The sequence below is a fragment of the Bacteroidia bacterium genome, assembly GCA_041391665.1.
GTDB lineage: Bacteria > Bacteroidota > Bacteroidia > J057 > J057 > JAGQVA01.
On record JAWKNO010000002.1, the window covers coordinates 1,973,051 to 1,987,858 of the forward strand.

The following is a 14,808-nucleotide window of genomic DNA, read 5'->3' on the forward strand; positions in this document are numbered from 1 at the left end:
GGAATCCATATCCTCAATCGGAGGTCTATAAATCTGCTGATATTTCTTCAACATCCCAAATGTTTTGCCTGATAGTATCATGTATCTGCCTTTCATGCCAATGGGGGAAATCGCAAAGGGAATGTTGTGGTTAACCTAATTCAAATTTGTGTTAACTTCTCCAGGAATTCATCTGCGCTAATCACTGCTACTGGAGGAAAGTCAATTTGCCTTAGCAAGTTAAAGTGATTATCATTCGTAACAATAAATTGAACATTTGCCGATACAGCGCAGTCAACAAATTTGTTATCATCAGGATCAGCAGTGATTAAATCCCAATGAAAATACACCTCTGTTTGTGTCACATTATTCAGCTGGGAAAATAATTCAGCAAGATTCTGTGCTATTTGCCCAGTGGTCTTCTTACCAATAATTTCTATATACTCCTAAAGAATAGATTCTGAAATCGATAACTCATACTTTGCTGAAAGAAGTGCATTAAAAATCTGTCTATATTTAGAAATTCGGGGAATAGACATTAGCAGTACATTGGTATCAATAACAACCTTCACTGCTTTTCATATTTTGTGCGCATATGTTCTTTTGACCATTCCTCAATTTTTTCCGCACCCCAATTATTTGTTTCAAACAGGGAATCTATTTCTGAGGTTACTTTCTTTGCAAAATAGGCTGACAGCAACGATCGAATCTCTTTGACCTGATCCTCGCTAATATCGAACCTGAATATCTTCAAGAGCTCGATCTGTAGATTCGTCAATTTTCTCGTTGATTCCATCGTGTTTTTACCAAATTTAATTTAGTTGGCCTTATCAGGCAAAAAATATAAGGATTACGACTAACCCTACATTTGATCGTGAATTTACACATATTTATTTTCGATTTCCAGTTTTTCTTCCTAACCTCATCCTGTACTAACTACTTTTCACCTTCAATTTTTCACTCACATGCGTACTCATCCTGACCTCTCCCGCCGCAATATGCTCAAAACCCTCGGCCTCGGTGCTGCCGGTGCTTTGGCTTTTTCGCCTATGACGGCTACCGCCTCCGACAACTACCACCAGGCGACCCGCGGCCTCAAGCCGCTAAAAATCACCAATGTCAAAGCCATCGCAACCGCACCTCAGGGAGGAATCGAATTGATCATCGTCAAAGTCGAAACCTCCGAACCTGGCCTCTACGGGGTCGGCTGCGCGACCTTCCGCCAGCGCGCTTACAGTGTCGTGGCTGCGATCGACAAATACCTCAACGACTTCTGCGTCGGCAAAGATCCCGACAATATCGAAGATATCTGGCAAACCGCCTACGTCAGCTCCTACTGGCGCAACGGCCCCGTGCTCAACAATGCCCTCAGCGGCCTCGATCAGGCCCTTTGGGATATCAAAGGCAAACGCGCAGGTATGCCCGTCTATCAACTCCTCGGTGGCAAATGCCGCTTTGCCGTGGACTGCTACGCCCATGCCAGCGGAAACAACGTCGGCGAAGTCGTCGAAAGTGCCCAGAAGTTTATCGAAGCCGGATACCGCCACGTGCGCATCCAAATGGGGGGCTATGGCGCCGCCAGTGTCGCCAAAACACCCGACTTCCAAAACGCGAGCTTCGGACGCAGCAAAGACAATTACATGGATTCCTACATGTATATGAAGTCTGTAAGGGAAATCTTCGAAGCTGTACGCAAGGTCTGCGGCGAAGAAATCGAACTCCTGCACGACGTACACGAAAGACTGACCCCAACGGATGCCGTCAATCTGCTTACCTCTCTGGAACAATACCGCCCGTTTTTTATCGAAGATCCTTTATCGCCTGAAGATATGGGGTATTTCAAACTCCTTCGTCAGAAAACCACTGTCCCCATCGCCATGGGCGAACTTTTCAACAGCCCCCACGAATGGGTGGGGCCCATGACCGAAAGATTGTTTGATTTCATCCGTATCCATATCTCTCAAATCGGGGGCATAACGCCTGCGATGAAGGTTGCCCGCCTCGGCGAATGGTTTAATATCCGCACGGCCTGGCATGGCCCCGGTGACGTATCGCCCGTAGGCCACGCCGCCAATGCACATATCGACTTTGCTGTCTGGAATTTCGGCATTCAGGAATCGGTTTTCTTCAACGAACAAACCCTTGAAGTATTCCCCGGTGCGCCTTATGTAAAGGACGGGTTTATGTATGTAAATGATGCGCCGGGTCTTGGCGTTGACGTCAACGAAAAAGCCGCTGCCAAATACCCCATTCCGGATAAAGTGAACACCGACTGGACCCAACTCCGCAAAAATGACGGAACGCCGGTCAGGCCATAATAACCGCTGCCTTACTCCACCACAAAACGGATGTTTGTCTGCTGGTCAGCGGATACTACCATCAAGACATAGATTCCGGGAGGAACAGAAGGTAAACGAACTTCCCAACGGGCAGGAGCAGACGCTGTATTCTGCCCGTATATTTTTTGCCCGGCGAGGTTAAACACGGCAATCCGGACGGATTTTCCGGTCAGCGATTCGCTTTCAATCGCAAAACTACCCCCGTTGGGGTTGGGCCACAGTCTTACGACCGGGAGGTCTTTGACAGATTCTACCCGCGTCGCGGGGTCATATTCATACGCACCGATATCGGGGATACCGTTGAAAACCCGGCTCTCTCCGCGCTGGTCCGTCGCAGGGATATTGTCAGCGCCGCCAGCATCAATAGCCGGGCTGTTGTCCCCCAGCCTGTGCGTAAACGTAGGGCCTCCATAATCGCTCAGATAAATCAATACCGGATCTATATTGATTTTGTCGGCGGTGCCACCCACAAGCTGCGCCTGGCTATCATTCCCCAGGAGGTTATGACCAAGAGAAGCCACTGCGCCGAATATATCGGGGCCTGATTCGCAGTGATTACCTGCTACGAGTGTATTGCGGAGGGAAACTTCTCCCCCGGCATCGTTGTAAAGGCCTCCTCCCTTATTGAAGGCTGTATTATTGGAAAGGGTAACATGCAGCAACGAAATGGTAGCGGGGTGGGTTACGACACGGTTGTCAATCGCGCCTCCGTCAAGCACGGTAGCCTCATTGCCTGAAAGGGTGCAGTTTATGAGTGTGAGCTCAGCACTGTCGCCTTCGCCATAGTTGCCAATCGCCCCGCCGCTTACCGCTTTGTTGCGGCGCAGGGTACAGTTTGACAAAGTTAATTTTCCTTTATTGCGGATTGCTCCCCCGCCATAGAGAGTTGGGTTGCCGTTTCGGAAAGTCAACCAGTTCATCGACACATTTTTTCCCGGAAAAATATCAAAGATTCGCAGGCTGTCATTGCCCGAAAACGCAAGCGGAGCGGAAGGATTTCCCAAAATAGTCAGGGACTTGCCGACTTCAATGGTTTCATCGAGTGAAACAACGCCAGAGATCGTGCGCATATCCAGGGTATCGCCATCACAGGCCAGAAAAATTGCCTGGCGGAGAGAGCCATTTCCCCGGGAAAGCACATTCGTCACAACGACATCCACGGCGGCATAACGCTCAAATGCGCCTATGTCGGGAAGACCGATACGGGCCTGATTTCGCTGATCATTTGCCGGGGCAAAAGTGGGATTTCCCGCATCAATGGCAGGGCTGCCACAAGCCAGGGCGTGAGTAGGCGTGGTGCCGCCGTTGAGCGCCAAAGGTGCCAGAATAGCGGAGGTATTGATAATATCTGTCGGATCAGGGGTATAGGTTGCGATCCCGGGTTTTCCGATCAGGTTATTTCCCTCTGTAAGGATTGCTCCCTGGATATCAGGTGCGCTTGAGATTCCCTGGTTTTCAGCCACAATACAGTTTCGGAGAATGATCGAGGAAAACCGTTCGTCCATAATTCCGGCTGTTCCTTTCGACGCATTAAAGGCAAAGGTACAGTTGGTAGCAGTAAGGGAAGTGCCGCCGGAAATATCGCCTTCTGCAAAAAAGGCACCGCCGGTTTTATCTGCATAGTTGCCGGAAAAGGTACAGTTGACGGCCCTTGTCAGGGAATATCCGTTACCTGCGCCATTGGAATAGATGGCACCTCCGGCAAAAGGCGTATTAAAGGTATCTGCAACGGCAATGGCCTGGTTATCGGAAAATGTACAACCGGTAAGCAGCAAGGTTGTGGCATTGTCAAATCCGTCATTTTCGATAGCTCCCCCGTTTTTGGCGATGTTTCCACTGAGGACACAATCTGTCATTACCAGATACCCGCGATTGATAATGGCTCCCCCACCCTTTCGGGCGCTGGTATCATTGATGGCATGGCCGCCGGTGAGCGTCAGTCCGCTCATATGTACGGTATCGCCTTCTGTGAGCCAGAAAAGGCGGATAAGTCCCTGACCGTTGAGAGAAAGCAAATCTGCACCCGGTCCCGCAATGGTGAGATTTTGGGTCAGGTAAAGCGTCGAATTGAGTGCAATGGTACCGGTGATGGAGAAAGTAATCGTATCACCGGGCAGCGCCTGATCGATACGGCCGCGAAGGCTGGTAGGGCCTGCGTCTGCGTTATTGGTAACGGGCAATATGGCAGCATCTACCGGCGCAGTGATTGCCAGCAGGCATAGAAAGACGGTGGTAAGGAGGGATTGGTAAATCATGGAAGGATAACGAAAAGGAGAGACGAATATGTGTAAAAACAAAAAAATCCGGCAAGGGGTTGCCGGATTTCTCAGGTAAAATGCCTGAAATTATTCTCTTGAGTCTTTAAGGAACTCCTGGACCATATCACTCGGAATTACATCTTCCTTGAATGTATAGGCGCCCGTTTCTTCGTTTTTTACTGGCCGGATGACTTTCGTGAAAGTCTTAACTTTACTTTTATCCCGGTAACCGGCGACAACTTTCTTAGCCATAACTTAATAATTATTTGATTTCTTTATGAACAGTGTATTTCTTCAGGATTGGGTTGTACTTCTTCAGTTCCATCCTTCCTGTGGTATTTTTACGATTTTTGGTCGTAATATAACGGCTCATTCCAGGGAGACCAGACTCTTTCTGTTCTGTACACTCTAGGATCACCTGAATTCGGTTCGCTTTACTTTTCTTTGCCATCGCTAAATGCTTTTACTGAAACAGGAAGCAAAGGTAGTTAAATTTCCTGAAATGGGAAAAATAATTCAAATTTTCTCGTTAAATTCGCTTGAATTTAATTTTCTATGGGGAAATTAGGATAATACATTAAATTTACCTCCGGGAAGTTTTTGTATTTTATAAGGATTATGAGATTTAGCGTATTACTTCTGGTGGGTGTGTGTATGACTCTGGGTTGTAACCGGGGGAATATCGATATGGATAATGCCGGCAAAGAGCCGATAGAAGTGACGATTGATGCGATTTCGTACACAATGGCTCCGGGACAATATCAGCGAATCCGTCTGGAAAAAGGCCGTCACCTTCTCAAAATCAAGCGAAAAGATGCAACTGAAGCCGAAGAAACGGATTTTCGGGTAGTAGAAGGCGGCCTGCTCAATCTGGCTAATAGCAACTATCTGATCTGGACAGATCTTTATGGTGACCCCATGCTCCGCGAAAGCAAGCTTGAGGAGGAGTGGATTGAGATTGATGGTCATGACTATCGCGGCGAATTTGAAAAACTAGACCCTACTGTTTACTATATAGAAAAAAAATGGGACTATGGCCTGGGAGAAGATTTTCCCGACGATCTCCTCGGCTGGGAAATGGGCAATGAAAAATATATCATCAAACGCAAGCTTTTCCGTCAGGAGGAACTTATCCAGGCTTATAATGCTTTGGTAAAGGAAAAATAGTTATGCAATCCCGCGCAAGGTCATTCCCGCTCAAAAACGGCTACTGCTACCTGTTTCAGGATCATATTCTGATCGAAAGAAATGACTTCACCGGCCAGATTCTTCATTTTCTCGAAAAAAGAGGCCTCCGTCGAAGCTGGATTATCTATCTGGCGCTCTTGATTGCATTGGTTCTTTCTGCTCTTCTCGCTGTGAAAATCGAAAATTATTTCCTGGCAGCTTTTTTTGCGGCCTTTGCATTCGCAGATCTCTTTGCTATCTGGTTTAGTCGAAAAGTCTCTTTTGCTTCAAATATCCAGCGTGAACATATCACTGCTGTCGAATATAAAGAGGCGGTTCAGGGGGTTTCCCGGGCTTCATTCACTATATTTTTCCGCCCCAAACGAGCTACTCTCAGACGTACAATCTTTCTGCCAAGTATCCGCAAAGGTGATACACAGCTTGCACAAGCCGCTTATTTGATGATGAAAGAAGAAAAATTGATTGAGTAATCGCTGTACCTATGGGTGTTCTCAAAAAACTTGCTGGTCAGACGGCTATTTATGGAATTAGTTCTGTACTGGGAAGGGTACTGAATCTTGCGCTCACACCACTCTACACCAATATTTTTGCCGACGCCCAATACGGTGTTGTCACCTATTTGTACTCCTGGATTGCCCTGATCAATGTCATGCTGATCTTTGGAATGGAGACAACATTTTTTCGTTATGCGCAGGAAAATGAAGACTACAAATCTGTGTACAACCAGGCTTTTCTCTGGGTACTTTTTATTTCGGCTGGCTTCTTTTTGCTGACCGGGGTGTTTTTCAGGGGAATTGCCGGGCTCGCCGGATATGAAGACCAGTCTCTGCTGGTACTCCTTACGCTCGCCATTATTTTTCTCGACACGGTTGCTGCGATGCCCCAGGCGCGGCTTCGTTATGAAGAAAAAGTAGCGTGGTTTGCCACCATCAATCTTTCCAACATAGTACTTTCGATTACCCTCAATATGATCTTTATTCTGGTCTTGGAAAAGGGTATTCTGTTTATTTTTATTGCCAATCTGATCACTTCCTCCATAAAGTTGGCCATGTCGCTCTGGAAAAACCTGCCGACCACTTTCCGCCCGGATAAAGAACAGATGAAGGAAATGGTAAAGTATGGATATTATATCATGATCGCAGGGCTTGCCGGAATGATGACCCAAACCGCTGACCGTATTCTGATTCCCGCCCTATGGGTGGATGGAACGCTCTTCAACGGTGTCGCCCGCACAGGCGAGCAACTCAATGGATTGTACGGTGCCAATTATAAAGTTGCTATGCTCATTGCGTTGGCTACCCAGGCTTTCCGGTATGCGGTAGAACCGTTTTTTTTCAAGGAAGCCGGAAAAAAAGATTCGCCAGAAACATTCGCCCGGGTGTTTCATTATTTTGCACTCGCCTCACTCACAGGTTTTCTGATTCTGGCTTCTTTTGCCAAGGAGATTGTTTCATTCAACCTGTTTGGTTTGCTTCATTTTACCTTTGTCGGAAAAGACTATTGGGAAGCGTTGGGCGTGGTGCCGATTTTATTGCTGGCCTATGTATTTAATGGCGCATATATGAACCTGTCTATCTGGTTTAAAATTACCAAGCAGGTGCGATATGCAATATTTTTCACGGGGACTGGCGCAGCCATCACGCTGATCATCAATTATCTGACCATTCCGGTTTACGGTTATATGGGCAGCGCCTGGGCAACCTTGATCTGCTTTTCGCTGATGTGTGTTTTGGTGTACGTGATTGGCCAGAAATACTACCCCATTCCTTACCGTATGGGAAGAATCAGCCTTTTTACAGCTTTGTTTATTTTTGCCTATCTGATCAACCGGCAAATCGGCCCTACAGACGGCTATTTACCTGCATTTTTCCTGAAAACGGTGGTATGTTTTTCTGCATTGGGAATCGTATATGTGACAGAAAAATATAAGCCCGTTTACTGGCATGGGTAAACGGGCTTATTAATATATTTTAATAGCTGGCTTTATTCATTCATCAGCTTCCAGTACCTGTTTCGGTCAATCCCGATCGCCAGAATGCTCACTGAATCGCGATTGTGAAGATGAGATCGCCACGGATAATCGGCGTATTGCTCCAGCCTTGCGGCTACTTCCGGCGTACAATTGATAAGGTATTTGGCATACATATCATCTCCCCGAATCACGTGAAAATATTTCTGAAGGTAAAACTGGTTGGTTCCGGCTCTTTCTACTACCTTTTTTTCTACTACATAAAACAGTGAATCCATATCTGTATTCCATGAAAGTCCGTCAATGCTTACGACAATAAAACCGGGATAGGTATATTGTTTGACGTCGTCGTACCAGTACACATCATCTGCTTTGTCGAGCGTATAAATGGCCTTTCTCAACAATTCGAGATCGGCAAAACTGATCCGGGACCAGGCGATGGAGCTGGAGTTGTTGCGAAAACGCTCAAATTCAACGGGATTAAACTCGTAGGACATACCGTCGTAGGTGATATATCCGCAATAGAGGTTGAGATTTAAGGTGCGGACTAATTCACCATTGCGGTAAAATTTCAGCGAATAATGGAAATCGCATTTGTCTTCAAAAGTCTGTTCAAAATCCCATGTGCGCTGTATTTCCCGCATCATGTCCATATCCTTAGAGACAAAAGTACTCAACTCCTTCTGAATGGGGAGTTGTTTGTAATTGTGGAGGGGAACGCCTACCATAGCCCAATCTCCGCGATTAAAATCAAGATCTGAAATGATCTTTTTGGCAAAAACACTACTGCTGAAGCAAAACAGCAGGGCAAGAATCAATGTGGAAAATCTCATAGGTTGTTTGTTCCTGAGTTGAATGGTCTTTGTTAAAATGTAAAGGGAAATTGGTAGATCAGGCGGTAAGCTTTCTACACAAAGTCCATGCCTGAAATGCCTAGGGGTTCTCATCTTCCATGGTTTCTGCATTTTGGACCAATACACGTTTCTCAATTTCCCGCGCTGTGGGTGTACCGGCCAGCCCTCCCAGTGCGGTTTCTTTGTATTTGTCGTCCATCGAAGCACCCACCTCACCCATTACATCAATAATTTCATCTACCGGAATGACCGCGGTATCTCCTGCCAGGGCAATCTGTGCAGAAGCGAATGCAATCACCCCGGCGGAGGCGTTGCGTTTTACGCAGGGAACCTCAACCAATCCGGCCACCGGATCGCAGATCAGGCCGAGCATATTCATGATGGTAATACCCACCGCCTCGAACACCTGTTCGAGGGTTCCACCCAATGCATACACAATCGCACCGGCACCCATGGCTGCCGCAGTTCCCGTCTCTGCCTGGCATCCGCCCACTGCACCGGAGATAGATGCCCGCCGTTCGATGATGAGTGCGATTCCTGCGGCAACCAGCATACTTTCGTAGAGCTTTCTTTTGGGAATTTCGTGAAGTTCTTCGATCGTAGTGAGCACACCGGGCATGATGCCCGATGCTCCAGCCGTCGGTGCGGCAACAATCCGCCCCATACAGGAATTTACCTCCTTGGCTGCCAGCGTATAGGCGACGAGGCGCCGGAATTTATCATCCAGCACATTCACTTCACACTTCATGACTTTCCTGGCGCCATTGTCGATCATTCCACTCAGCGAACGCATATCTTCAGTAAGACCGGTATGCACGGCGTCTTTCATCACGGCATAAGCCTGGGCAAGTTTATCCCAGATTTCTGCCTCACTCCTTCCGCGTTGCTCGATCTCGTAGGCAAGTACCGGTTCCCAGATCAGTCCGCCCTGGGTGTGGCAATTGATCCGCCATTCTTCAAAGCTGTCAAAAAGGATTGCCATAATTTGTATTTCGGGGGTTCAGTCAGGTAAAAATACCAATTTTCCGGCAAATTTCCGGGTGTTGTTTTCTTTTTCCAGTATGAGGATATAATAGATGCCAGGGCCACTTTCCAGAGTCAGATTGTACTGTAAGTGCATATTTCCAAAAGTCCATTCATCCCGAAAAACCACCCGTCCTGAAATATCCGTCACCCTGATTACAGCCTCAAACCCTATGTTTTCAGGATTTTGAATCAGGGTAAAAGAATGGTTGGAAGGGTTGGGGAAAACAAAAAAATCATTTTGCCCAAAAGGATCTTCCGCAAAAGGCACCGATTTGGTTTTGGTAAAACCCAGCTGTCTTAAAGCCTCCGGGCCAAAAGGGATCCCATATCCGAAATTGTTGTCAGGTGCGGCATACCTGTCAGCAGATTTTAATAACGCATCGCGGCGTTGTGTCCAGTTTGTCTGAGGCTGAGCCTGAATGATTGTTGCTGCCAGTCCGGCGACCAGGGGAGAAGCGAAGGAGGTTCCGTTGCTATTGCGCAATTCGCCCGAATAGATCAGGGTACGCACCCCCTCACCCATGGCGGTGAGGTCGGGTTTGATTCTGCCATCAGCCGTAGGGCCTCTGCTACTCGATGCGTAGAGGTTCCGGTTTTCATCTACTCCACCTATAGCCAGCACAGAGTCGCCATCTGCCGGTGCCTGAATCCCATCTTTGCCATAATTACCGGCACTGGTTACCACCAAAATACCTCTTGAAGCTGCAATATCTGCTGCCCGTGTAATCAGTGAGGTATTTCCATCCAAATCACCCAACAAATAATCACCTTCTCCCGGATCAAAATATCGATATCCATAGCTGAGATTAAATATCTGGGCACCCAGACTGTCAGCCCATTCTGCGGCAGTAATAAAAAGCGCTTCTTCAGCTTTGGTTTCTTCATAACTATTCTCCGTCCGGATCAGGATATAAGAAGCATCTGGTGCAGCGCCGATGAGTTGTCCCGGCATATTGGCAGCCAATACCGACAGTACCTGCGTACCATGCCGGCACTGACTGCAAGGTTCAAACACATCTACATCGCCATCCACAAAATCGCGGGTAGCAAGGAGGCGATTTTCTCTGAAAATATGTGCAAATCCTTCCAGGGAATCCACATTTGCAAAACCGTTGTCGAAGACCGCAATGATCACCCCTTGTCCGGTGAATCCATTACCATGCATCTGCTCAAGACCGAGCATTTGGAGCTGAGGAGCGTAGCGGTTGGATTGTGGAGGAAAAACCGGAGAAAGATCAGAAACATAGGTATGAAGCGTGGAACCAGGGCGAACAGATTGGACAAACGCCTGTTTTTGCGCCCATATCCATTGATCCGGAGTCATTGTGGCGAAAACGGCGTTTAGCCATCGGGATGTGGCGAGAATAGAAATTCCTGAGTTTTTGAGTGTTTGGACATAGACCTTGTTGACTGGAAGATCATAAAAATCAGGCGCAATGCCCTGGTTCATGCGGTTGGAAAGTGCATGAGGGGAAAGCACGGGAATGTCATTGAGATTTTTATCCTTCAAAAATATCCAGCCATTCTCCTGGGCAGAGACTGGTTGAGAAAAAAGACATACCGGGATCAAGATGAGCAGGATCAATCGCATAGTATAAAAAAAAGGGAGACCAAAGCCTCCCTAAAATATTGTTAAGAATCAGAATGTATCAGCACAAGGGCTCAGCATTCTGAATCAGGAACGACCATAAGAAGACTGTACAGAGAAAACGAAACATCGGGAAGCTGGGTGGGTTCGATACTTACACTTTCAGTATTTTGCGCACCTTTGTTTTTCGTTTCTTTTACAGGGTCTACCGAATCTTCATAGATCTGCTCTTTGGAAGTAGCGGGAACGTTCAATTCGTAGTTAGCCTTTTTATCAATAGAGGCTGTACCGTGAATCGTAGCAATTGACGGAGCAATTACCAGCGCAACGACAGACATCAGTTTCAGGAGGATATTGAGCGAAGGGCCGGAAGTATCTTTGAAAGGATCACCTACGGTATCTCCAACGACGGCAGCTTTGTGAGGGTCAGAGCCCTTGTAGTATTTTTGTCCGTTGATCTCAACCCCCTCTTCAAACATTTTCTTGGCGTTATCCCATGCACCGCCGGCATTGGACTGGAAAATCGCCATCAAAACCCCACTGGAGGTAACACCGGCGAGCAATCCGCCGAGCATTTCAGGGCCTCCGATAAATCCTACGGATACCGGAGCTGCAAGTGCGAGCAAGCCGGGGAGGATCATTTCGCGGATAGAGGCTTTGGTAGAAATTTCCACACATTTTGCGTATTCGGCTTTGCCTTCAGCTGCATGGAAAATAGCGAGATCCTCTTCATTCGCTTTGGACATATCAGAGTCATACTTGCGCATGATTGTCAGCGCCGCTTTCAGTTCAGGAATTGACAGGAATTGACGGCGAACCTCTTCGATCATCGACATAGCGGCACGACCTACGGCATTCATAGAAAGCGCAGAGAACACAAAAGGAAGCATGGCACCGACCAGAAGTCCGGCCATTACGCGGGGCTGTGCAATGTCAATTACTTTGATGCCCGCCTGTTGCATGAAAGCGGCAAACAAGGCAAGCGCAGTAAGAGCAGCCGAAGCGATGGCAAAACCTTTACCAATGGCAGCTGTGGTATTTCCTACAGCATCCAGTTTATCGGTACGTTTCCGCACTTCTTTGGGCAGTTCGGCCATTTCGGCAATACCACCTGCGTTGTCGGAGATGGGACCATAGGCATCAACTGCCAGCTGGATACCCGTATTGGCAAGCATACCTACCGCTGCGATCGCAATACCATAAAGGTCTGCGTAGGCATAAGAGATCAGAATTGCGGCGGCGATCAACAAAATGGGAATGGCCGTAGACATCATACCTACACCCAAACCAGCGATAATATTGGTAGCACTACCGGTAAGTGATTGTCTTACGATCGAGATTACAGGTTTTGTACCAGTACCCGTATAATATTCTGTAATTTTACCTACTCCCAGACCGGCAAGCAGACCGGCAATCACGGCGACAAACACCCCTACAGAGGTGATAGTTTTTCCACTTTCCAGTGTCCATGATTCGGGAAGCATTTGAACGATAATGAAATAGGAAAGGATTACCATCACTATAGCAGATCCAAATTCTCCTATATTAAGGGCTCTGTGCGGGCTACCCCCCTCTTTTACCTTTACGAAGAAAGTTCCAAAGATTGATACTAAAATCCCCACAGCGGCAAGGGTAAGTGGCAACAAAATAGGTCCCATTCCGCCCATACCATCATTGGCAAATTCGCTTAAACCGACAAAAGCGCCACCCAATACCATTGTACCAATGATAGAGCCGACATAAGACTCAAAAAGGTCAGCACCCATACCAGCGACATCACCGACGTTGTCACCCACATTATCAGCAATGGTAGCGGGGTTTAGCGGATGGTCTTCAGGAATACCTGCTTCTACTTTTCCGACAAGGTCAGCACCTACGTCAGCGGCTTTCGTATAGATACCGCCACCCACGCGTGCAAACAAGGCAATGGAAGAAGCACCCAGGGAAAACCCTGATATGACATTGAGCACCAATGGCAATTCACTCATTTCGTCCCCGAAGGCCATTGAGCGATAAAGCACAAGCAAACCACCCAATCCAAGGACACCCAGCCCTACAACACCGAGTCCCATTACAGAGCCGCCGGCAAACGCAACTTCAAGCGCCTTACCTAAAGAGGTTCTTGCAGCCTGTGTTGTGCGAACATTCGCTTTCGTGGCAACGCGCATCCCAATAAACCCAGCAAGCGCACTACAAACGGCACCAATAATAAAGGAAACAGCAACCCAATAATTAGAATCGGTTTCCGAAGCTCCTTTAAGGGCAAGAAGAAGTGCGACAACAAGTACAAATACCGCTAATACGCGATACTCTGCACGAAGAAATGCCATAGCTCCTTCGGAAATGGCTGCGGCAATCTTTGCCATTTTCGCATCACCGACATCTTGCTTAGCCACCCATGAAGAGCGAAGGTAAGTGTAAAGCAAGCCAATTACGCCAGCGAGTGGTAGTAAATAAATCAAGTAGTTCATGAAGTCCACTAATATATTTAAACGTTCCAGAAATTCAACAAGCCGCAAAGTTAGGAAGGTTTGCGAAACTTCAAAAGATTCATTTGAGTTAATGCGCTCATTTTGAGTATGTCAACCGCGCTATTCCTGCACTTTGATCTCGAATGTGATGTTTCCGCCAAGTCCGGGAAGGATGTCAGCGATCCGGATCAAACCAATCTTTCGCCCTCCCGGCTTTGCCTCATCAGTTGCAAAGGCGAGGATATCACCGGCCTTTAATCCTTTATAGATAGATTCTGGTGGTTTAAATGCGGAGATTTTAGGTATTTCTCCGGCTATATAGGCATCCAACAGGATGTCTTCGTCCGTTTCCGTTAACCTGACAAAATCCAGAATGCTCAGATTGGTTTTACGAAAGCGGGTAATATTGCCTGGTACCAGCGGATCGAAGAGAAAATTGGGCGGATAGGTGCTGATCGAAGCCAACGCGGCTACTTCGTCTATGGGTGTATACAAATAGCCAAAATCAATCTGGACTCCGAGGTTGGCAATATCTTTTAATGCCGCTTTAGGGCTGATTCGCTCGCCAGTAGTGGCATTAAGCATATTCAGCGTGTCAGCATTATTATTGTCATTGAGCATATAAAGTACTATTTCCCCCAAATCTTTAATCTTCCCCCCTCTGACTGCGATATGAAATTTCCGCTCTGCCACCAAACCTTTTTCATCTGTTGCAACAAAACGAAACCAAATTGCTGAACCCGCGGTTTCCACATGCGTTGCCAGACCATTTCCAGCGGGTGTCGGAGTCCCGGTCTTATAGACTAAATTGTACTGAAAATTGCTGGCTTCGGCTACTGGTGAGTCATCATACAATTCCTCCATGGTCGAATCAACCTGACGATACACCTTCAGAATGACCGTTTTTTCAAAAGGCACCTGTACATTGACCTCGGCAATAACAGTTTCTCCCAGTGCCGGAAACACAGTAGCAGAATCTCCGGCGATTTCAAGGTCAAATATTCTACTGGGTGGCGGGCCGACAGGCTCAGGTTTACAAGCCCACACAAACATCACCAGCAGCCCTGTAACGAGAATAAGTTTCTGAAAAATGTTTGAATTCATGTTTTGTAGGTTTTATGTGCAAAAATAATCAT

At 47.2% G+C, this 14,808-nt stretch carries 12 protein-coding genes; 4 read left to right on the top strand and 8 right to left on the bottom strand.

Annotation, left to right across the window (positions count from 1 at the left end):
* Positions 1 to 944 precede the first annotated feature (944 nt).
* The gene (locus R3D00_19545; GenBank protein MEZ4775388.1) at positions 945 to 2,297 is read left to right on the top strand and encodes an enolase C-terminal domain-like protein; all 1,353 of its coding nucleotides are present in this window, start codon (positions 945 to 947) and stop codon (positions 2,295 to 2,297) included.
* 11 nt (positions 2,298 to 2,308) lie between these two features.
* Here the strand turns inward: R3D00_19545 and R3D00_19550 are convergent, their stop codons facing one another.
* The 3 genes from R3D00_19550 to rpmG all read right to left on the bottom strand — a co-directional run bounded on the left by R3D00_19550 (position 2,309) and on the right by rpmG (position 5,027).
* The gene (locus R3D00_19550) at positions 2,309 to 4,573 is read right to left on the bottom strand and encodes a choice-of-anchor Q domain-containing protein (protein MEZ4775389.1); all 2,265 of its coding nucleotides are present in this window, start codon (positions 4,571 to 4,573) and stop codon (positions 2,309 to 2,311) included.
* Positions 4,574 to 4,663: 90 nt separating this feature from the next.
* Entirely contained in the window at positions 4,664 to 4,828 is a 165-nt protein-coding gene (locus R3D00_19555) for a DUF4295 domain-containing protein (protein MEZ4775390.1), read from the bottom strand.
* 10 nt (positions 4,829 to 4,838) lie between these two features.
* Positions 4,839 to 5,027, bottom strand: coding sequence for a 50S ribosomal protein L33 (gene rpmG / locus R3D00_19560; GenBank protein MEZ4775391.1), 189 nt, complete (start codon positions 5,025 to 5,027; stop codon positions 4,839 to 4,841).
* A gap of 167 nt (positions 5,028 to 5,194) precedes the next feature.
* Between rpmG and R3D00_19565 the strand changes: the two genes are divergently transcribed.
* From R3D00_19565 to R3D00_19575, 3 genes are read left to right on the top strand one after another with little or no spacing between them, the layout of a single operon-like run.
* Positions 5,195 to 5,743 carry a hypothetical protein gene (locus tag R3D00_19565; protein ID MEZ4775392.1) on the top strand — a complete coding sequence of 183 codons (549 nt, stop codon included), beginning with the start codon at positions 5,195 to 5,197 and terminating at the stop codon, positions 5,741 to 5,743.
* 2 nt (positions 5,744 to 5,745) lie between these two features.
* Positions 5,746 to 6,234, top strand: a complete 489-nt coding sequence (locus tag R3D00_19570; GenBank protein ID MEZ4775393.1) for a hypothetical protein — start codon at positions 5,746 to 5,748, stop codon at positions 6,232 to 6,234.
* A gap of 11 nt (positions 6,235 to 6,245) precedes the next feature.
* Positions 6,246 to 7,715, top strand: a complete 1,470-nt coding sequence (locus R3D00_19575; GenBank protein ID MEZ4775394.1) for a polysaccharide biosynthesis C-terminal domain-containing protein — start codon at positions 6,246 to 6,248, stop codon at positions 7,713 to 7,715.
* Positions 7,716 to 7,747: 32 nt separating this feature from the next.
* Here the strand turns inward: R3D00_19575 and R3D00_19580 are convergent, their stop codons facing one another.
* The 5 genes from R3D00_19580 to R3D00_19600 form a co-directional block, all read right to left on the bottom strand.
* On the bottom strand, positions 7,748 to 8,566 hold the full coding sequence (locus R3D00_19580; GenBank protein MEZ4775395.1) for a hypothetical protein: 819 nt from the start codon (positions 8,564 to 8,566) through the stop codon (positions 7,748 to 7,750).
* Positions 8,567 to 8,666: 100 nt separating this feature from the next.
* A complete protein-coding gene (gene sdaAA / locus R3D00_19585; protein MEZ4775396.1) occupies positions 8,667 to 9,569 on the bottom strand; it encodes an L-serine ammonia-lyase, iron-sulfur-dependent, subunit alpha in 903 nt (300 codons plus the stop codon).
* 18 nt (positions 9,570 to 9,587) lie between these two features.
* A complete protein-coding gene (locus R3D00_19590; GenBank protein ID MEZ4775397.1) occupies positions 9,588 to 11,204 on the bottom strand; it encodes a S8 family serine peptidase in 1,617 nt (538 codons plus the stop codon).
* Positions 11,205 to 11,275: 71 nt separating this feature from the next.
* Positions 11,276 to 13,672: a sodium-translocating pyrophosphatase gene (locus tag R3D00_19595; protein ID MEZ4775398.1), complete on the bottom strand. Its 2,397-nt coding sequence runs from the start codon at positions 13,670 to 13,672 to the stop codon at positions 11,276 to 11,278.
* Positions 13,673 to 13,792: 120 nt separating this feature from the next.
* Complete coding sequence (locus tag R3D00_19600) at positions 13,793 to 14,776, bottom strand: hypothetical protein (protein MEZ4775399.1); 984 nt, start codon at positions 14,774 to 14,776, stop codon at positions 13,793 to 13,795.
* Between the last annotated feature and the right edge of the window lie 32 nt (positions 14,777 to 14,808).